At 63.8% G+C, this 19409-nt stretch carries 19 protein-coding genes; 17 read left to right on the top strand and 2 right to left on the bottom strand.

The features are described from left to right. The first annotated feature begins 107 nt into the window (after positions 1-107). From BKA04_RS02190 to BKA04_RS02165, 6 genes are all read left to right on the top strand, one after another. Complete coding sequence (locus tag BKA04_RS02190; protein ID WP_104094948.1) at positions 108-671, top strand: DoxX family protein; 564 nt, start codon at positions 108-110, stop codon at positions 669-671. An 81-nt stretch (positions 672-752) separates the two neighbouring features. Continuing rightward, complete coding sequence (locus BKA04_RS02185; protein ID WP_104094947.1) at positions 753-2306, top strand: type I restriction-modification system subunit M; 1554 nt, start codon at positions 753-755, stop codon at positions 2304-2306. Continuing rightward, the gene (locus BKA04_RS02180) at positions 2306-3496 is read left to right on the top strand and encodes a restriction endonuclease subunit S (protein WP_104094946.1); all 1191 of its coding nucleotides are present in this window, start codon (positions 2306-2308) and stop codon (positions 3494-3496) included. Before BKA04_RS02185 ends, BKA04_RS02180 begins: the two co-directional genes overlap by 1 nt. Positions 3497-3510: 14 nt before the next feature. Then, on the top strand, positions 3511-4317 hold the full coding sequence (locus tag BKA04_RS02175) for a hypothetical protein (protein WP_104094945.1): 807 nt from the start codon (positions 3511-3513) through the stop codon (positions 4315-4317). Between the two features lie 192 nt (positions 4318-4509). Then, the gene (locus BKA04_RS02170; protein WP_167309639.1) at positions 4510-5904 is read left to right on the top strand and encodes an HNH endonuclease signature motif containing protein; all 1395 of its coding nucleotides are present in this window, start codon (positions 4510-4512) and stop codon (positions 5902-5904) included. Positions 5905-5939: 35 nt separating this feature from the next. Next, positions 5940-6248 (top strand): hypothetical protein, encoded by a 309-nt coding sequence (locus BKA04_RS02165; protein ID WP_104094943.1) that lies wholly within the window; start codon positions 5940-5942, stop codon positions 6246-6248. A 79-nt stretch (positions 6249-6327) separates the two neighbouring features. Here the strand turns inward: BKA04_RS02165 and BKA04_RS02160 are convergent, their stop codons facing one another. Then, positions 6328-7251 carry a DUF4190 domain-containing protein gene (locus BKA04_RS02160; protein WP_134542213.1) on the bottom strand — a complete coding sequence of 308 codons (924 nt, stop codon included), beginning with the start codon at positions 7249-7251 and terminating at the stop codon, positions 6328-6330. Between the two features lie 328 nt (positions 7252-7579). On the opposite strand from BKA04_RS02160, the gene BKA04_RS02155 reads away from it, so the two are divergent. The 8 genes from BKA04_RS02155 (at position 7580) to BKA04_RS02120 (ending at position 15120) form a co-directional block, all read left to right on the top strand. Then, on the top strand, positions 7580-10984 hold the full coding sequence (locus BKA04_RS02155; protein ID WP_104094941.1) for a DEAD/DEAH box helicase family protein: 3405 nt from the start codon (positions 7580-7582) through the stop codon (positions 10982-10984). Between the two features lie 78 nt (positions 10985-11062). Continuing rightward, positions 11063-11545: a TIR domain-containing protein gene (locus tag BKA04_RS02150; RefSeq protein ID WP_104094940.1), complete on the top strand. Its 483-nt coding sequence runs from the start codon at positions 11063-11065 to the stop codon at positions 11543-11545. 350 nt (positions 11546-11895) lie between these two features. Beyond that, a complete protein-coding gene (locus tag BKA04_RS02145; protein WP_167309638.1) occupies positions 11896-12765 on the top strand; it encodes a toll/interleukin-1 receptor domain-containing protein in 870 nt (289 codons plus the stop codon). Next, a complete protein-coding gene (locus BKA04_RS12325) occupies positions 12750-13406 on the top strand; it encodes an SLOG domain-containing protein (protein ID WP_408646431.1) in 657 nt (218 codons plus the stop codon). Before BKA04_RS02145 ends, BKA04_RS12325 begins: the two co-directional genes overlap by 16 nt. Before the next feature lie 136 nt (positions 13407-13542). After that, positions 13543-13812, top strand: coding sequence for a 30S ribosomal protein S15 (gene rpsO / locus BKA04_RS02135; protein WP_104094938.1), 270 nt, complete (start codon positions 13543-13545; stop codon positions 13810-13812). Positions 13813-13897: 85 nt separating this feature from the next. Beyond that, positions 13898-14131, top strand: a complete 234-nt coding sequence (locus tag BKA04_RS02130; protein ID WP_104094937.1) for a DUF167 domain-containing protein — start codon at positions 13898-13900, stop codon at positions 14129-14131. A gap of 45 nt (positions 14132-14176) precedes the next feature. Continuing rightward, positions 14177-14863 carry a lysoplasmalogenase gene (locus tag BKA04_RS02125; RefSeq protein ID WP_104094936.1) on the top strand — a complete coding sequence of 229 codons (687 nt, stop codon included), beginning with the start codon at positions 14177-14179 and terminating at the stop codon, positions 14861-14863. Between the two features lie 38 nt (positions 14864-14901). Further along, positions 14902-15120: a hypothetical protein gene (locus BKA04_RS02120; protein ID WP_104094935.1), complete on the top strand. Its 219-nt coding sequence runs from the start codon at positions 14902-14904 to the stop codon at positions 15118-15120. Here BKA04_RS02120 and BKA04_RS02115 read toward each other — a convergent pair. Then, positions 15117-16325 carry an LPXTG cell wall anchor domain-containing protein gene (locus tag BKA04_RS02115; RefSeq protein ID WP_104094934.1) on the bottom strand — a complete coding sequence of 403 codons (1209 nt, stop codon included), beginning with the start codon at positions 16323-16325 and terminating at the stop codon, positions 15117-15119. The genes BKA04_RS02120 and BKA04_RS02115 overlap by 4 nt on opposite strands. Positions 16326-16443: 118 nt before the next feature. Here BKA04_RS02115 and BKA04_RS02110 point away from each other — a divergent pair, with 118 nt between their 5' ends. Genes BKA04_RS02110 through BKA04_RS02100 form a run of 3 tightly spaced genes read left to right on the top strand, consistent with a single transcriptional unit; the run spans position 16444 to position 19403 of the window. Further along, positions 16444-17580 carry an LLM class flavin-dependent oxidoreductase gene (locus BKA04_RS02110; protein WP_232841935.1) on the top strand — a complete coding sequence of 379 codons (1137 nt, stop codon included), beginning with the start codon at positions 16444-16446 and terminating at the stop codon, positions 17578-17580. A gap of 57 nt (positions 17581-17637) precedes the next feature. Next, on the top strand, positions 17638-18780 hold the full coding sequence (locus BKA04_RS02105) for an LLM class flavin-dependent oxidoreductase (RefSeq protein ID WP_104096576.1): 1143 nt from the start codon (positions 17638-17640) through the stop codon (positions 18778-18780). Next, positions 18777-19403 (top strand): FMN reductase, encoded by a 627-nt coding sequence (locus BKA04_RS02100; RefSeq protein ID WP_104094933.1) that lies wholly within the window; start codon positions 18777-18779, stop codon positions 19401-19403. Before BKA04_RS02105 ends, BKA04_RS02100 begins: the two co-directional genes overlap by 4 nt. Positions 19404-19409 lie beyond the last annotated feature (6 nt).

Below are 19409 nucleotides of genomic sequence, written 5' to 3'. Positions count from 1 at the left end.
TTGTGAATCGCTGGGTGAGGCCCTGTGCGGTGGCTGTGCCGGGGCTGGGAGCGGTGCGGTCGTCTCGCGTATAGCGTGGGATGCGTACACGGAGGCGAGGGGTGAGAATGGTCGGCGTTGCGAAACTGGCGTTCCGGATGGTGCTCGGCGGGTTGTTCATCGGGCATGGCACCCAGAAGCTCTTCGGATGGTTCGGCGGCAGTGGACTGGACGGCACCGAGAAGATGATGGAGCACCTCGGCCTGCATCCGACGCGGCGAAACGCGGTGCTCTCCGGGGCCACGGAGGCGGGATGTGGTGCGCTCCTGGTTGCGGGCGCGGCGACTCCGCTGGCGGCGACCGGGCTCGTGGCGACGATGGCCACCGCCATCCGCACGGTGCACGGGAAGAACGGGCCGTGGAATGCGAACCGCGGCTGGGAACTCAACGCGATCATCATCGCGGCGCTGGGCATGCTGGTGGAGAGCGGGCCGGGCAAGCTGTCGCTGGATGCGGCGGTCGGCCGTGCGCGCGGCGGGACGGGCCTGGCCATCGGGGTGCTCGCCGCGGGCGCCGCGGCGTCCACGGCGGTCGTGGAGCTCGGGCGCTGGGTCGCGCGGCGGGATGCGGCGCGGGTGGTTGCGGATGCCGCGGACGAGTCGACTGCGGACGAGGCGGTTCCCTCGCCCTGAGAATCCCGCTGCGGCTGACCTTCTGGCAGACTGCACAAGGGACTTTCGTCCCGTTGCCTACCCGAAGGAGGGCGCTGCTCCGTGGTCACCGGTCCGCTGAAATCAAAGGTCGACAAGGTCTGGAATGCGTTCTGGAACGGTGGTATCGCGAACCCGATGGAGGTCATCGAGCAGATCACCTACCTGCTGTTCATCCGGCGCCTCGACGAGTTGCAGACTCTCAAGGAGAACAAGGCCAATACGACGGGTAAGCCGATCGAGAACCCGGTCTACCCGGATGGCGTCGACGACTTCGGTCGCACTCCGCGCCCGTTTTCCGACCTGCGCTGGAGCGTCTTCAAGAACCACCCCGCCGCCGAGATGTTCGAGATCGTCGACAGTCACGTCTTTCCGTTCATCCGCAGCCTGGGGGAGGAGGGTTCGAGTTTCGCCGCGAACATGAAGGACGCGCGCTTCACGATCCCGACACCCGCGCTGCTGTCGAAGGTCGTCGACCTGCTCGAGGACATCCCGATGGATGACCGCGACACGAAGGGCGACATCTACGAGTACATGCTCGGCAAGCTGGCGACGAGCGGCCAGAACGGGCAGTTCCGCACGAGCAGGCACATCATCAAGCTCATGGTCGACATGGTCGCGCCGACTCCCGAGGACACCATCATCGACCCCGCGGCGGGCACGGCGGGCTTCCTGGTGGCGGCGGCGGAGTATGTGCGGGAGCACCATCCGGAGCTGTGGGCGGATGCGCGGCTGCGCGAGCATTTCGACCGCACGATGTTCACCGGGTTCGATTCGGATGCTGCGATGAGTCGCATCGGCAGCATGAACATGCTGCTGCACGGGGTGGAGAATGCGACGATCCAGCGCCGTGATTCACTCGCAGAGGAGCACGCGGATGCGGTGGACCAGTACAGTCTCGTGCTCGCGAATCCGCCGTTCGCCGGCAGCCTCGACTATGAGACGACGGCGAAGGATCTGCTGACGGTCGTGAAGACGAAGAAGACGGAGTTGCTGTTCCTGGCGCTCATGCTGCGGTTGTTGAAGAACGGCGGGCGTGCTGCGGTCATCGTGCCGGATGGCGTGCTGTTCGGTGCGTCGAAGGCGCACAGGGAGCTGCGGCGGATGCTCGTGGAGGACCATAAGCTGGACGCCGTGGTGAAGCTGCCGAGCGGGACCTTCAAGCCGTACACGGGTGTGTCGACGGCGATCCTGTTCTTCACGAAGACGAGTTCGGGTGGCACCGAAGACGTGTGGTTCTACGACGTGCGCGCCGACGGTTTCACCCTCGACGACAAGCGCACCCCCACCGAGGCGAACGACCTCCCCGATGTCCTAACCCGTTGGTTGAGTAGGCCCGACCATCGCCGGTTGAGTAGCTCGCGCAGCGAGCGTATCGAAACCAGCGACGACCCCTGGAGCGAGTCAACGCGCCCCAGAACAGCCCAATCCTTCCTGGTCCCCAAATCCGAGATCGCCGCGCAGAACTACGACCTGAGCCTGAACCGCTACAAGGAGGTCGAGCACGAGGAGGTCGAGCACCGCCCGCCCGCCGAGATCCTCGCCGACCTCGCAGCTCTCGAGCAGGAGATAGCGGATGCGACGGCTGTACTGATGTCATCTCTGGTGGATAAATAATGTCGTGGGATGACGTGCCGTTGGCCGCCGTATTAACGTCACTTGAGTCGGGGACCCGCCCGCCAGGCGGTGCAGGCGAAGAACTTGATGGTGTGCCAAGTATTGGGGGAGAGCACCTTAGTTCTGACGGCACCTTCAACTTTGACCGACGTAAGACGGTCCCCCAGAACTTTTTCGACTCGATGAAATCGGGGAAGATTCAGCCACAGGACATCTTGGTTGTGAAAGATGGTGCGACAACCGGGAAGACGAGCTATGTGGGGTTTGATTTCCCTTACGCTGAATCAGCTGTGAATGAGCATGTCTTCCGGGTCGAAGTTGATCGTTCTAGAGCAGATCCGTCGTTTGTTTTTCGATTTCTACATTCGCCGCAGGGGCAACGATCAATCCTGCGCGACTTCCGAGGGGCGACGGTGGGAGGCATTGGGCGCGGATTCATAGACGTCGTTCGCGTGCCCCTCCCACCCCTCCCCGAACAACGCCGAATCGCCTCGATCCTCGACCAGGCCGACACCCTCCGCGCCAAGCGTCGCCTTGCCCTCACTCACCTTCACCAGCTTGTCAGCGCCGAATTCAATGAGCTGTTTGGTGACCCATCGTCGGGACCCGCGAAGTATGACCGCCTGCCTCTGGGGGAGATCGGCCGGGTCATTACTGGAAACACACCGCCTCGTGATGATGTAGAAAATTATGGAAACTCGATTGAGTGGGTGAAGTCGGACAACCTCGGCGGTGAAGCCGCAGTTGTGGCGGCGGCAAGCGAGTGGCTATCCGCTAAAGGTCGAGTTCGTGCCCGCGTCGTGGGTCGTGACGCAATACTTGTCACATGCATCGCAGGCAGCCCCAACTCAATTGGTAACGCGGCGATGGCGGATAGAGATGTTGCTTTCAATCAGCAGATCAACGCACTTGTTCCATCGCAACAACACGATCCGTGGTTCCTCTTGGGGCAGTTCCGCGCAGCCAAGGCACTAGTCCAACGTGCGTCAACTGGTGGAATGAAAGGCTTGGTCAGCAAGAGTCGATTCGAGGCGATTGAGTTCATAGTGCCGCCGCTTGGGCTTCAGCAGAAGTTCGGTAGGAGTTTTCAAGAGATTGAGAAGTTGAAAAACGCGCACTATGTACACCTCACCAAACTCGACGAACTCTTCGTCTCGCTCCAACACCGCGCGTTTGCCGGCGAGCTGTAGGCAAGGAGACCGGCGTGAGCGAGGCAGGCGAACAGGAATCGTCCGACCTCGCCGCTGAGCAGCTCGGACTGGTCCTCGCCAGGATTCCCCACTTCATCGAGCGTTACGCGGCGATCGCGCTCGTGCGGCCGGAACCCGGATCCGGCCTCGCGAGCGACGACGACATCCTGAACCCGCTTGAGGCCAGCCAACTCGTGGCGACGTGTCTTGCCGCGTCCACCGACTACCTCTCGGCGATCGAGACGCTCATGGTCGAAGACGGCGAGCCGCTCCTGTACACCTTCGCGCAGTACCCGTTGTTGCGGTCGTTGCTGGAGGCATCCTCGATGGTGTTGTGGCTGCTGGGGCCGGGCGACCAGCGCGAGCGGGTCCTGCGCAACCTCAGGGCACGCTACACGGAGAGCCTGGAGGATGCGCGGCTCTTTCGAGAGGTCCCCGCGGATGAGGCTCGGGCTTCGAAGGGATTCGAGTCGCAGAAGCGCGCGCGGGCCATTGTTGCCGATCGGACCGGGATCGGCGAAAGGGAGTTCGAGGGTCAGAAGATGGGCTTTGGCGAGGTGGTGGAAGGAGGACAGACGGCCTCGGGTGACACGACTGCCAAGGCGGCATGGCAGCTCATGAGCGGATTCGCGCACTCGTTCACCTCGCGGTCCCGCATGCTCTCGACGGTCGTGCCGATACTCGACGCGGGGGAGAGGGCCAACCGGTCAGCGATGTCGGCGCATCCTAAGATCGTGCTCTTCGCCTTGAACTCGGCCATGTCGGCGTTCGACTCGGCACTCACTCTGGTGGAGAAGCGGTCCCGCGGCAGCGGCGGCTAGACGTTCGTGGGCTGTCGGTGAACGCGCGGTGCAGCGGAGTTGAATAATAGAACAGAAATGCGAATCAAATATGCTAAACCGAAGCACCTCCTTGTCTTCGGTTTGCGCATGACCGCCGATTATCTGGGGTATTTCATCAGAAAGTACGAACAAAAATACGAAACTCGACGAAATTCGTGGTATCATGGGGGCATGCGAAACCCCGCCCCCGAGCTCGATGCAGTGACCGGCACCCTCGCCGGCGTGCTCGGTTTCGATGACGCGGCGGGATTGGCCGACGACGCGCTGTTGGAGACCACAGGGGCTCTTGAGCGCCTCGGGCGCTGGCTGAGCGCGGCCCAGGTCGCCGTCGCCGGCGAGATCGACGACCGGTCACGTCGAGAGCTCGGCACGGAAGGGCTTTCAGCCCGGCGGGGTTGCCGCAACTCGACCGAGCTGCTAGAGCGCATCACGCGGGCGTCGAGCGAGATGATCTCCCGGCGGCTCAAGATCGGCCGGGCGACGCGCGTTCGCACAACACTGACGGGGGACCGGCTGCCGGCTCCCTACCCGAACGTCGCCGAGGCGTTGGGCGTCGGGGCGATCAGCATCGATGCAGCCCACGCGATCATCCGGGGGCTGAGTTCGGTGGCCGCGGTCGTCGACATCTGCTCCATCCAGGCGGCCGAGTACGAACTGGTCGCGGCGGCCACCGGTACGAGCCCCGAGTCGCCCATGCCCTGCACCGCGGAGGAGACCCGGATGCAGACGGATGTCTGGAAGGTCCGGCTCGATCAGGACGGCCGCATCCCGATCGAGGAACGGGCCATGCGGATGCGCTCCATCACCCTGGGCCGGGAGCGTGACGGTCTCGTCTGGTTGCGTGGCGCTCTGGTTCCGGATGTCGCGGCCAAGTTCCTCACGCTCGTCGACGCCTACACGTCCCCGCGCACCGCGCCCGCGTTCCTTACCGAGGAGGAGTTGGCCGCCCACGATCTCGAACACGACCCGCGCACCCGCGACCAGCAGCGTCACGACATCTTCGCCGGCATCGTCGACATCGCCGCCCGCAGCGCCGAAGCCCCGACGATGGGCGGGGCGGCACCGGTCGTGATGGTCAGTGTCCGGCAGGAAGACCTGGAGGCCGGCCATGGCGTCGGGCACATCGACGGGCTCGACACCCCCGTCTCGATGCGGGTCATCAAGCACTACACCTGCGCGGGTGGCACCCAGCGTGTGGTCGTGGACGATGCCGGTCGCATCATCGAACTCGGCTCACCGGAGCGGTGCTTCACCGCCCAGCAGCGGCGGGCAATCGCCCTCCGAGACGGTGGATGCAGTGTTCCCGGGTGCCACGTCCCCGCCGCATGGTGCGAGATCCACCACGTCGACCCGGCCGAGAACAACGGGCCGACGCACACGGACAACGGACTCATGTTGTGCTGGTTCCACCACCGAAGCCTCGACACTTCCGGATGGCAGTTCCGCATGGTCAACGGTGCACCCCAGGTCAAGGCACCACCCTGGCTCGACAGCGAACAACGGTGGCGACCGACCATCGGATCCCGAACCCGCAGACGCGATGCCGTCGAGAAGGTCCCCATCTGACAGCAATCCGCGCGCAGGCGCGTGATGATGGATGTATGAAGGTCGAACTGCTCCACATCGTGGAGTGCCCGAACTGGGAGGAAACCGGGGTGCGGCTGCGGGCCGCCCTGGACGCCATCGGGCAGTCATCCGTCGACATCGACTACGTGCTGTTGCAGACCCCCGAAGAAGCCGCCCGACGCCCCTTCGCCGGATCGCCCACCATCCTCATCGACGGCGAAGACCCGTTCCCCTCCGGCGGGCCGATCACAGTCCTCGCCTGCCGGGTGTACCAGACCGGCAAGGGCCTCGCCGGCGCCCCCACCACCGAGCAACTGACCCAGGCCCTGCGCGAGCGCCTCTGAAACAGCGGTAGCCATGCCGGGGCCGCGAAGTCGGGTTCGACCCCGGCATGGGGTCATGAGGGGCATGGGATCATGAGGGCTACTTGACGGTGATGCTCCAGTTGCCATCGGCAGTTATCGCGACAACGGATGGCCCCGAAGACCAACGCACGTCCCCGCTGTACTGGCCGATCTCATTCACAACGAGATCGCTTCGATCCCCGTAGTTCCAGACTGCGAAATTACTCGAACCGTCATGGGTGATGGATGCCACCCCGGCCTTCCCGCGGTAGACGAGAACATCGTCGCCAACACCCTTGGCAGTCGCCCCGGTGAACTCGCGAAGAGACAGGATCGAATGCAACGTCACCGTCCACGGCCCATCAGCCGTAATCTCCAGGGAGGTCGGGGTGTTGCCGCTGAGATTCAACAAGACGGTCCCTTTGTAGTTGCCGATCTCATTCACTAACAGATCAAGCTGCTCCATATTCGAATCCAGCGCCCACACAGCGAAATTGCTCGAACCGACGTGACTGATGGTCGCCGCCGACGCACTGTCCGGACCATCCGGCAACTCGATCGAGACCACTGAATCACCCGAACCCTGATACGTCTTATCTGCCGGAACAGTGACCGGCGCCGGAGCTTCCTCAGTAGGCGTTGACGACGGCTCCGCACTCGGCGACGAAGCCACTGGGACCTCCTCATTGCCATCCGCCACCGGAACCCTGGTCGTCGAGACGGCACCCACCAAAGCGGCGCTGACTGCGATAGCGATGAAGAACGCGAGCGTCCCGAGCACCAGCCCGGTCACAGCCTTACCACGACCGGCCTTCCTCACGAGCGCCGCGATCCCCAGCCCACCCGCTGCGAGCGCGGGAAGGAACGCAATAAAACTGACGAACGGGATGCACGCCATGACGAAGGCCGCGATACCGGTGACGAGTGCAGCCACCGCTAGCCCCGACGGCGGTGCCGTTACGGGCGGTGCCATAATGGGCGGTGCCACGGGCGACGGATCCACGGGCGACGAAGTCCCATCGGTGGGCGTACCGCCTGGAGTTGTTTCAGACATGTTCTACTCCTCAAACCGCAATGCATTGTGGCCATGCCGGGGTCGCGCGGTCGGGTATCGACCCCGGCATAGGGTCCTTGCATCCCGAAAGAGGCAAGTCGGGTAGCTCACCAGCGACCACTGACATTGGATGTCGTCAAACCCGAAATGACCCTCCAACTGGGGGCAGAACGGTCGGCCGCGCACACGACCAGGTACTGACATCCGCTCGCCTGTGGCGGATAGTCTGGCCACACCCGACAGCATCCGAGCGGTCGGCCGCGCGAGGAGGAGTGCTGTGCCCGGCAACTTCGACTTCGTCGCGAACGGATGGCCGGCGATCGCCGCCGAAGCCCGCCGTGCAGAGCATTACACCTACAGCGACCCGCGCTCCGCCGTCTTCTACGCGCGCCGCACCCTCGAACTCGCCGTCCACTGGCTCTACGACGCCGACGCGACGCTGCGGATGCCGTACAAAGACGATCTCGCCAGTCGCCTCCACGAACGCACCTTCAAACACCTGGTCGGCCAGGGCATCCTCACCAAGATGAACATCATCCGAGTGCAGGGCAACGCCGCCGTTCACCGCACGACCTCGATCAAGCCGACCGTCAGCCTGCCGGTCATCCGGGAGCTCTTCCACATCCTGTTCTGGCTCGCCACCCACTACGCGCTCGACCCGGCCGAACGCCCGCTGCCCGGGCTGCCGTTCGACGCGGCCTCCATCCCCAGGCCGCAAGCCGGCGTAGTCGCTAAGAGCCTCGCCCAGGTCCAGAAGTTGGCCGCGGAACTCGCCGACAAGGATGCCGCCCTCGCGACCGCCCAGGAGCAGAACGCCGACCTCGAAGCCCGACTCCTCGTTCTGCAGGCCGAGGTCGCAGCAGCGAAGGCCGCGAACGCCACCATCCCCGACACCCACGACTATCGCGAAAGTGAGACGCGGGACCTCTTCATCGACGTACTCCTCAACGAGGCCGGCTGGCCGCTCGACGATGTGCGCGACAGAGAGTTCCCGGTCACCGGCATGCCCAATAACTCGGATGGCGGAGCGGGTTTCGTCGACTACGTGCTGTGGGGCGAGAACGGCCTGCCGCTCGGCGTCGTCGAAGCCAAACGCACGACGAAAGACGCCAACGTCGGCCAGCAACAGGTGAAGCTCTACGCGGATGCGCTGGAGCGGCAGTTCGGGCAGCGCCCGGTCATCTTCTACACGAACGGATACGAGCACCGGATCTGGGACGACGAGAGCTACCCGCCGCGGCAGGTTCAGGGCTTCTACACCCGGGACCAGCTCGAGCTGCTCATCCAGCGCCGCACGAGTCGCAAACCGCTCGCGAGCCTCCCCATTTCCACGGCCATCATCGACCGCACCTACCAGCAGCGTGCCGTGCGCAACGTCGCCGAGGCGTTCGAGCAGAAGGAACGCCGTGCGCTCCTGGTGATGGCGACCGGAAGCGGCAAGACGCGCACGGTGATCGCCCTGAGCGATCTGCTCATCCGGGCGAACTGGGCCAAACGCATCCTGTTCCTGGCCGATCGCGTCGCGCTCGTCAATCAGGCGACCAACGCCTACAAGGCGCTGCTTCCGGATGCCGCCCCGGTGAACCTCGTCACCGACAAGGATTCGGAAGGGCGCGTCTACCTCTCGACCTACCCGACCATGATGGGCCTGATTGACGGAGCCGTTCAATCCGATGGAGCGGCCGCTCTGCGTCGATTCGGCCCCGGCTACTTCGACCTCATCGTCATCGACGAGGCGCACCGCTCGGTGTACCAGAAGTACGGGGCCATCTTCGAGTACTTCGACTCGCTCCTGGTCGGGCTCACGGCGACCCCGAAGAACGAGATCGACCACAACACTTACGGCTTGTTCGGGCTTGAGGACGGTGTGCCGACCGACTCCTACGACCTCACGGATGCGATCGCCGAAGGCTACCTCGTGCCTCCCGTCGGCCGGTCGATCGCGACCAAGTTCGTTCGCGAGGGCATCAAGTACGCCGACCTGAGCGACGACGAGAAGGAAGCCTGGGACCTGCTCGACTGGACGGATGATGTGGTGCCGGACGAGGTCGACGCGGCCGCCATGAACACCTGGCTGTTCAATGAGGACACCGTCGACAGAGTGCTCGAGGTGCTCATGACCGATGGCCGGAAGGTCTCCGGCGGCGACGTTCTCGGCAAGACGGTCATCTTCGCGAAGAACGTGAAGCACGCCGAGTTCATCGAGCGCCGGTTCAATGCGAACTATCCGGCCTACAAGGGACACTTCGCGCGTGTCATCGTGAGCGGGCTGCCGTATGTGCAGAGTCTCATCGACGACTTCTCGAACCCGGCGAAGCATCCGCAGATCGCGATCTCCGTCGACATGCTCGACACGGGGATCGACGTGCCCGACATCGTGAACCTGGTGTTCTTCAAGCCCGTGCACTCGAAGACGAAGTACTGGCAGATGGTGGGGCGCGGCACGCGGCTGCGGCCCGACCTGTATGGCCCGGGTGACGACAAGAAGGATTTCGTGATCTTCGATGTCTGCCAGAACATCGAATACTTCAACGAGGATTATCCGTCGGCGGAGTCGCCGGCGGGGGAGCCGCTCGGCGCGCGATTATTCTCCGCACGGCTCGCCCTGCTCGCCGGGATCGATGCGGTGGGGGGCGAGACATCCGGGGGTGAGTCGCTCGACGAGATCCGGGGCGCGCTGGCGTCGCACCTGCATGCCCAGGTGGGTGGGATGCGGCTCGACAACTTCCTCGTGCGGCCTCATCGCAAGGCGGTGGAGTACTTCGCGGACATCGCCGGGTGGACGCATCCCTCCGGTGACGAGTTCGAGCTCGCGCGCACCCTGCGCGGGTTGCCGTCGTCGGCGGATGTTCTCGACACGGACGAGCAGGCGAAACGGTTCGACCTGTTCGCGCTCCGTGCCCAGCTCGGGGTGCTCGTGGGCGACCCCGGGTTCGATGCGGCGAAGACGCGCATCCAGGCGATCGCGAACGCGCTGGCGGAGCAGAAGAGCATCCCGGCGATCCAGAAGCAGTTGACGCTCATCGCTGCGGTCGCCTCCGACGAGTGGTGGGAGGGCGTCACAGTACCGATGCTCGAACTGGCGCGCACGCGACTGCGGGGCCTCGTGAATCTCATCGACTCGTCGGCACGGGCGATCGTCTACACGGACTTCACCGACTCGGCTGTGTCGGGCGAGATCGACATCGCGAAGGTCGCTGTCGGGGTCGATCGGCAGCGGTTCCGCGACAAGGCGTTCGCGTTCCTGAAGGCGCACGAGAACGACGCTGTGCTGTTCAAGCTGAGGCACGGTCGCCAGCTCACCCCGCTCGACCTGGAGGGACTCGAGCGCATCATGCTCGAGAGCGGCGAGTTTCGGTCGGCTGACCTCTCCTGGGCGGTTGAGGAGTCGAAGGGGCTCGGCCTGTTCGTGCGGTCACTGGTGGGCATGGACCGAGCGGCCGCCGTCGAAGCCCTCGGCGACTTCACCGGCGGGACAACGCTCACCGGCAACCAGCTCGCGTTCGTGAACCTCGTGGTGGACCAGCTGACGCGTGCCGGTGTCGTGGATCCGGGGCTCCTCTACGAGGCGCCGTTCACCGGTGTTGCACCTACCGGGCCGGAGGGGATCTTCACCGGAGCCCAGGTGGCGACGCTCGTGGAGCGGCTCAAGCACATCAGGGAGACGGCGGTGGCGGGGTGAGAACTGAGAAAAGAGTGCATATGTCGTTTGGTAAGAGCAAGCTATCTCAACATCAACACCAACTCATAGGAGGCACAAATGGCACACAAGGTTTTCTACAGCTTTCACTTTGACAACGACTCTTGGCGTGCCGGAACTGTTCGAGGCATTGGCAAGCTTGAGGGCAATGAGCCTGTCAGTGAAAACGATTGGGAGGACGTTCAGGCGGGTGGGGATGCTGCGATCGAGGCGTGGATTGCGAACCAAATGATCGGCAAGGACTGCCTCGTAGTGCTGATCGGCTCCGAGACTGCGGAACGAAAGTGGATAAAATACGAGATCAAGTACGCGTGGGAGGCAGGCTTGGGGGTCATGGGGATCCATGTTCATAACCTCTTGGATGCGCAAAGGAATCAGACTTCAATGGGTCAAAACCCGTTTAGAGCCTTCAATGTCGGAGGGGAACCAATGACTTCTTTAGTGACTGCACACAACCCAAAATTCACAACGAGCACATACGTCTATAACGAGATTGCAGAGAACATTGAAGCCTGGGTTGCCGACGCGATCAATTCTCGCTAAGGGCTCGAATATAAATTGGACTAGCAAACCTATGCACTGAGAATGAAGCAACGATAGTGAGCGAACCAGCGGTGGTGAGACATGTTGTGCCTTGTTTCGATGTACTCGGAGGTGCTCGGGAGCAACTGCAGGCGGCACTAGCGGAAGCACTTTCAGCTTCTGGAGCTTCGCAGAATGTCTCCGTAATACTGACGAAACCTGACGACAGGTTTCAGGGGCATGTGGCGGTCTACTTGGGCGCCCCAGGCCGGCGGACGAAACCGGCGGAAATGGGGATACTCAAGAGGTACATTTCGAACTCGTGTGTAGTGCTCCCGGTTGTGCCTTCGTTGGCTGATTACCCACTCGCAGTGCCGCCAATTCTTGGCCCGTATAACGGCGTCGAGGGCTCGCCCGCAGGTGGCTTCAAAGCAGCTGCCGGGGTCATTCTGTCTGAGCTTGGGATTGCTGAAAAAACACGGAAGGTATTCATTAGCCATCGACGTTCAGATGGCCTCCAGGCTGCGGAGCAATTGCACGATCAACTCGGGCACGTTGGATTCGCGGCTTTTCTCGATCGCTTTGACATCGGCCCCGGGCGCGATGTTCAGAGCGAAGTGATTTCGGCGATCGAAGATTATCCACTATTGGTGTTGTTAGAGACTCCAGAGGCACATCTCTCCTCATGGGTTGGCACAGAGGTGGCGTATGCATTTGCCCACCGAATAGCCATGGTAATAGTCCGCTGGCCTGGAAAAGTCACCGAATTACCAACCACCGAACGGATGCCGCGATTGCGCTTGCGTCCGGGCGACTTCCAACCCTTCCATCGCCGCAGGCGGCTCACTCGTGCTGCGGTCGGAAGCATCATCGTCGAAGTTGAGACAAGTTTTGCCTCAGCTATGGTTCGTAGGCGAAAGGCACTTGTGTCGAGCGCTATCGCGAGTGCCAAAGCGGCAGGGTATGCAACTCAAGCGCTCCCAGAATGGCAACTCACTGCGAAATCGCCGAGAGGTGAGTTGCATCTACTCCGCCCCACGCCCGCAACTCCGACGGTTCAGGACATTTATGAACTGGACGTCTCCGCTGCCCAGATCGGAACAGTCGCCAATTCGCATCTCGTCCACGAAACAGAGAACTTCACAGTAGAACGTCAGCAAATTCTCGATTGGGCTAGACAGCGTCGGAGGCTCGAACTCAACACCCTAACCTCTTTGGATTCAATATGGCGCGATTATTGACTCCATCATCAGATCATAGCGAGATCCGATTATTCGTCTCAGCGAGCATCCCGGATCCATTGCGCTGGGTTGGTGATTTCGAACCCATGGAAATCTTGGACGCGGTCGTGTCCACTTCAAGAGAAGTACTTGCAATTGGTGGGACGCTTGTCACTGCAGCTCATCCGACGATTGCACCGGTGCTCTTGTTCTTAGCCTCGGAGTTCCCTCCCCCAGAGACTGGGAAGCCGCGAATAGTTGTATATCAGTCACGTGTGTTTGAGTTGGAACTTCCGGCTGATACTCGAAAACTTATCAATAGTGGGCTCGGCGACGTTCGGTTTACTGAAGCCGTGGCGGGCGAAACCTCTGACTTGCGAAATCGGCGGCAAAGTCTGAGACGCATGCGTCGTCAGATGCTTGAGGAGATGAAGCCAGAGGGGGCAATCTTTGTCGGTGGTATGGAGGGCGTAGATGAGGAGTGGGAAATGGTTGGCGTCCAGCTACCTCATTGCAAGCGATATGCGTTCGCAAAACCGGGTGGACAGGCTGCGAGATATAGTCATCGATCGCGACCGACTTTGGCGACCGACTTGGAAAAATCGGATTTGTACCCGTACTTGGCAGATCGAGTAGTTCAGGACCTACTCGAGCACGAGTGAAGTCCCTTCAGCACTCTAAGAAGTAAGCGACAGTGACCCTCTGCTAAACTCTCAAGGTTGCCGTCCAACGGCCGCGGATAAAGAGAGCCGGCACAACAGGTGACCGGCACCGCGCAACGAGCGAAAGGGGCCATCTATGCCATTAGCACCAGATGCCAAGAAAGCGATCATCGACGAGTACGCCACTCACCCAGGTGACACGGGAAGCCCCGAAGTGCAGGTCGCAATGCTGACCGCACGCATCAAGGACCTCACCGAGCACCTCAAGGAGCACAAGCACGACCACCACTCACGTCGTGGCCTGCTGCTGCTCGTCGGACAGCGTCGCCGTCTGCTCGGCTACCTGTCGGACATCGACATCAACCGGTACCGCTCGCTCATCGAGCGCCTCGGGCTGCGTCGCTAGTTCTCGACAGGCGCGACCTGAGACGACACTTGGCAGACGGGCCGTCATCCTTCGGGGTGACGGCCCGTTTCGTTAACCTTGGGTCATGGACGTCACCGTGCGCGTTAAACCGGGCAGCCGCAAAGGGCCGCTCGTCGACACGACGCCGGGTCCGGATGGCGAGACGCTCACGGTGTACGTCCCGCAGCGCGCCGTCGACGGCCAGGCCAACACCGCCGTCATCGAACTCCTCGCGAAACACTTCGGGGTCGCCCGCAGCCGCGTCGAGATCCTCCGCGGCCATACCTCGCGCACCAAGCGCATCCGCATCGAGGAATAGCGCCGCGCGATCGGGAACGGCGCAGAGAACCAATAGGGTCGAGTCATGAACAAAGCCCGGGTCGCGACCGTCTTCGCACCGTACCTGCTTGTGAGCATCGTGTACCTGGTGGCTCAGGCCGGCGACAACGGACCGCTGGCGGGGTTTCTGAAACCACTGCTCATGCCGACCCTGCTGGCCGCGTTCCTCTACTCACTCCCGCGCATCCGGAGTGAGCTCGCCCTGCTCGGCACGCTCGGCATCCTGTTCTCCTGGGCCGGGGATGTCACCCTTGGCGCACCCGGCGACCTCAGCTTCCTCGTCGGGCTCGGCTTCTTCCTCCTCGCCCACGTCGCCTACATCGTCCTCTTCCTCCGCAGACTCCGGATGCGTCGCCTGCGCTGGGCAGCGCTCGTCTATCTCGCGTGGTGGGTCGCCCTCGTCGCGATCCTCGCCCCGCACCTCGGCGCGCTGCTCATCCCGGTCGCGGTGTACGGACTCGTACTCGGCTCCATGGGGGCGATCGGGCTCAGCTGCAACCGCTGGATCGCGATCGGCGGCGCACTCTTCGTCGTCTCCGACACCCTTCTCGGGTTGAACCGATTCCTGCCCGGTTTCGAACTGTGGCAGATCGACACGATCATCATGGTCACCTATCTCGCCGCCCAGGGGTTCATCGCCTACGGGGCGATCCGGATGGCGTGGATGCTCGCCGCCCGCACCGCGCCGACGCTCGAGCGGGTGCCTGCATGACCGGCCCCGCATGATGGCGGCAGTGTGACGGCGGCGCCGTGAGGGCATCCAGGAAGAGAAGCATTCGAACCGGTCCGCTCGCCCGCATCAACCTGGTCCGTTTCGCGATCCTTCTCGTCGTCGTCGTGACCGCCGTTCTCGCGTTCACCCTCCAGGGCGGGATATTCCGACTCGCGTTCCGCGCTGCGCTCATCGTCGGCATCGTGCTCCTCGCCGGCAGCTACCTCGTCGAAGTCGTGCGGAAGCGGCGGCGTTAACCCTCGAACTTCGCGCTGCGTTTGCGGAACAGGATGAGCAGGATGATCCCGAGCACGAGGATGCCCCCGCCGACCGGGAGTAGCCAGCCCGTTGTCACACCGGTCTCGGCGAGACTCGGACCAGGCGGGACCGGTGCGGCACCCAGATACTCGACCCACATCGAACCCTGGCCGATGGACAGGAGCCAACGGTGTCCGCTGTCGATGAACTCGCTGCCACTCGTGAGGGCCTCACCCGTCCGCGACGTGACCGTGCCGGTCACGGTCCCGATCTGAGTGGCGGCCAGAGTGAGCACCGTTCCGACGACCGGTGCGGTCACCACGTTCAGGTGCAGCGTCGGCGCGTTGAGCGTCACATCCTTGTAGACGTCGAGGCGGTCGCTCGTCGTTCCGTCGACATCGAACGCCAGGATGCCGCCGGCGTTCGCGGTGAACGGCTCCCAGGTGTGGATGGTCGAGATCTCTCCCGTCACGACACCGGGGGAGATGCTGCCCGTGTTCAGGGTGAGGGCCCGAACGACGCCGAGCAGGGGGTCACTGAGGTTGCCGCCGGTGAGCGTGCCACCGTTGATCACGAAGTCCGTTCCGGCGAGCATGCCGGTCACGCGAGTTTCGCCCGCCTGGACGTCCAACCCGCGGTCGCCGGCACCCGCGGTGTTGATCGCACCGCCGCCGCCGGACAGGATGAGCGTCCCCGTCCCGGTCTTCACGACCTGGCCGGCTCCGCCGTTGCCGTCGATCCGGTTCGCGAAGTCGATGGTCCCCGCCCCGGAAACGGTGAGTACCCCGGTCAGGACATTGATCGTGCCGTGGTGGGTGAACGTCGCACCGGCGGCAGCGCTCCAGGTCTGGTCGACGCTGAGGTTCATGTCAAGGTTCGTGCTCGCATCCACCGTCGCACTCGCGCCGCCTGTGCCGAGCGCAATGCGGTTGCCGTCGAGCAGGAAACCGGATGCCGTGAACGAGAGTCCACGGACCAGCAGGTCGGTCGCAAGGTTGTTGTGGGCGTGCGTCCCCGCACCGAAGACCAGGTTCTCGTCGGAACCGGGCACACCCAGATCCCAGTTCGCGGCAGTCGCCGTCTCCTGATTCCCGCCACCGCCGGCAGTCCAGTTGTAGGTCGTTCCCGCAGCAGAGGCCGGTGCGGCGACTCCGATGACGGAGACGGCGACGAGGGAGCAGAAGAGGGGGAGCCTGGCACGCATGGTCGGGTTCCTTCTTGTCAGGGGAGTTGAGAGAATGGTACTGGCAGAACGTCGCCGGGGCAATCAATCGATTAGTCGAATAATCGTCCGGCAGACGTCCGCGGAATGGTGTGGTCACGTGAAGGCAGGTTCTCCTCTGAAACTCTCGGTTCTCGACCTCGTTCCCGTCCACACCGAACAGTCATCGTCCGACGCGATCGCCGCATCCATCGCACTCGCCAAACGCGCTGATGACCTCGGATTCGAGCGCTACTGGGTGGCGGAACACCACAACATGCCGGCGGTGGCCGCCACGAATCCACCCGTCCTCATCGGCATCATCGCTGCCAACACCGACCGCATCCGGGTCGGATCCGGCGGTGTCATGCTCCCGAACCACTCCCCGCTCGTGATCGCCGAACAGTTCGCTGTTCTCGAGGCGGCCTTCCCCGCGCGCATCGACCTCGGTATCGGCCGCGCACCGGGAAGCGACCCGGTCATCACGGCGCTCCTGCGGTCGAGCGGGGCGACGAGCGACGTCGACGAGTTCCCGAAAAACGTGCAGGACATCCGGATGCTGCTGAGCCCGGATGGCGCGACCCTGCGTCTCGGAGGCGGACGGGGTGGCGACAGTGGCCGGGACTATGCCATCAAGGCGACACCGCTCGCGGCCGCAGCATCCCCGATCTGGCTACTCGGGTCGAGCGACTACTCCGCGCGATTGGCCGCGAGCCTCGGCCTGCCCTACGTGTTCGCCCACCACTTCTCCGGCGAAGGCACCGCGCAGGCGCTCGCACTGTATCGGGACGGGTTCACTCCCTCGGAAGACCTCGCCGCGCCTCGCACTTTCCTCACCGTCAACGCGGTCGTCGCCGACACCGCCGAGGAGGCCAGGGCACTCGCCCTCCCACAGTTGCAGCAGATGGCGCGGTTGCGCAGCGGACTCCCGCTCGGCCCTCAGGTGACCGTGGAGGAGGCTGCTGCGGCGACCGCGGACCTCCCTCCTGCGCTCCAGGACCTCATCGACCGGATGTCTGAACGCTGGATCATCGATGCGCCCGGCCCCGCGGCGACGCGCATCCGGGCGCTCGCGGCGCAATTCGGCGTCGACGAGGTCATGATCTCGCCGGGCGCAGGTTCCTCGGTCCCGGATGACCCCCGGACGGCTCCCGGTCGTATCCGCACACTGGAACTGCTCGCCGCTGAACTCGTGACGATTCGCGGGAATAGTGTGGCGGGCTCCGCGGTTGACCCCAATGTTCATGCAAACGAATAGACTTTGGGAATGACGATGACACAGGCAACGACACAGCCACAGGACACACGGAAGGCGATGCAGTTCGGGATCTTCAGCGTCGGGGACATCACCCGCAACCCGGTGACCGGCGAGGAGCCGACCGACGCTTCCCGGCTGCAGGACGTGCTCAGGATCGCCCAGCACGCGGAAGAGGTCGGTCTCGACGTCTTCGCGATGGGGGAGCACCACAACCCCCCGTTCATGCCCTCGAGCCCCGTCGCGATCAACAGCTGGCTCGCCGCGAAGACCGAGAGGCTCATCCTCTCGACCGCGACGACGCTCATCACGACCAATGACCCGGTGCGCATCGCCGAGGAGTACGCGATGCTGCAGCACCTCTCCGGCGGCCGCATGGACCTGACTCTCGGCCGCGGCAACACCGGCCCCGTGTACCCGTGGTTCGGCGAGGACATCCGCCAGGGCATCCCGCTCGCACTCGAGAAGTACGCGCTCCTGCGCCGGCTGTGGCGGGAGGAGTTCGTCGACTGGAGCGGCCAGTTCCGCACCCCGCTCCAGGGATTCCAGTCCACACCGCGACCGCTGGACGGCGTGCCGCCGTTCGTCTGGCACGGAAGCATCCGCAGCCCCGAGATCGCCGAGCAGGCCGCATATTACGGCGACGGATTCTTCTCGAACCACATCTTCTGGCCGGCCGAGCACACGGCGAAGATGATCGGCTACTACCGTCAGCGCTTCGAGCACTACGGGCACGGCACCGCAGCGCAGGCCATCGTCGGTCTCGGCGGGCAGGCGTTCATGCGCAAGAACTCGCAGGATGCCGTGAACGAGTTCCGGCCATACTTCAACGAGGCTCCGGTGTACGGCAATGGACCGAGCCTCGAGGACTTCACGGCGCAGACCCCGCTCACCGTGGGCAGCCCGCAGCAGGTCATCGACCGCACGCTCGGCTTCCGGGAATACGCGGGCGACTACCAGCGCCAGCTCTGGCTCATGGACCACGCCGGCCTGCCGCTCAAGACCGTGCTCGAGCAGCTCGACCTGCTCGGAGGAGAGGTCGTCCCGGTGCTCCGCAAGGAGTTCGCGAAGAACCGGCCCGCTGGGGTTCCGGATGCTCCCACGCACGACAACCTGAAGGCGGCCGCTGCCGCCGCCGCGCTCGTCGAGAAGGCAGCAGAGAAATCGGCGGAGGACGTGGAACTGATGGAGGTCGGATCATGACGAAGCGCAGGATCGCGGTCGTGTCGGCGGGGCTCGCCAAACCATCGTCGACCCGGATGCTCGCCGACCGCATCTCCACGGCGACCGTCGCGAGGCTCGCCGAGCTCGGCGTCGAAGTCACCGTCGACACGATCGAGCTGCGCGACACGGCCGTCGACGTGACGAACAATCTACTCACCGGCTTCCCGAGCCCGAAGCTCGAGGAGACCATCGAGACGGTCGCGACCGCCGATGGGCTCATCGCGGTGACACCCGTCTTCACGACGAGTTACAACGGGCTGTTCAAGTCATTCTTCGATGTGCTCGACCCGCAGTCACTCAACGGCGCACCGGTCCTCATCGGGGCGACGGCGGGGACTCCGCGGCACTCGCTCGTCCTCGACTACGCACTGCGGCCCCTCTTCACCTACCTGCACGCCGTCGTCGTTCCGACCGGCGTGTTCGCCGCCTCAGCCGACTGGGGTGACGCCGGTGACCGGGTGGCCACACTGCAGAGCCGGGTCGAGCGGGCGGCGGCGGAGTTCGCCTCCCTCGTGGCGGTGTCCGACCGTTCGAGCCAGGTACGCGACCCGTTCGAGCTCGACTCCGGCTTCAGTCCGACCGGCTCCTACATGATCGACTGAGTCGCC

The sequence above is a fragment of the Terrimesophilobacter mesophilus genome, assembly GCF_014200375.1.
Classification (GTDB): domain Bacteria; phylum Actinomycetota; class Actinomycetes; order Actinomycetales; family Microbacteriaceae; genus Terrimesophilobacter; species Terrimesophilobacter mesophilus.
Note: the sequence above shows the minus strand (reverse complement) of the source record. Positions and strands in the feature narration are given on the sequence as shown.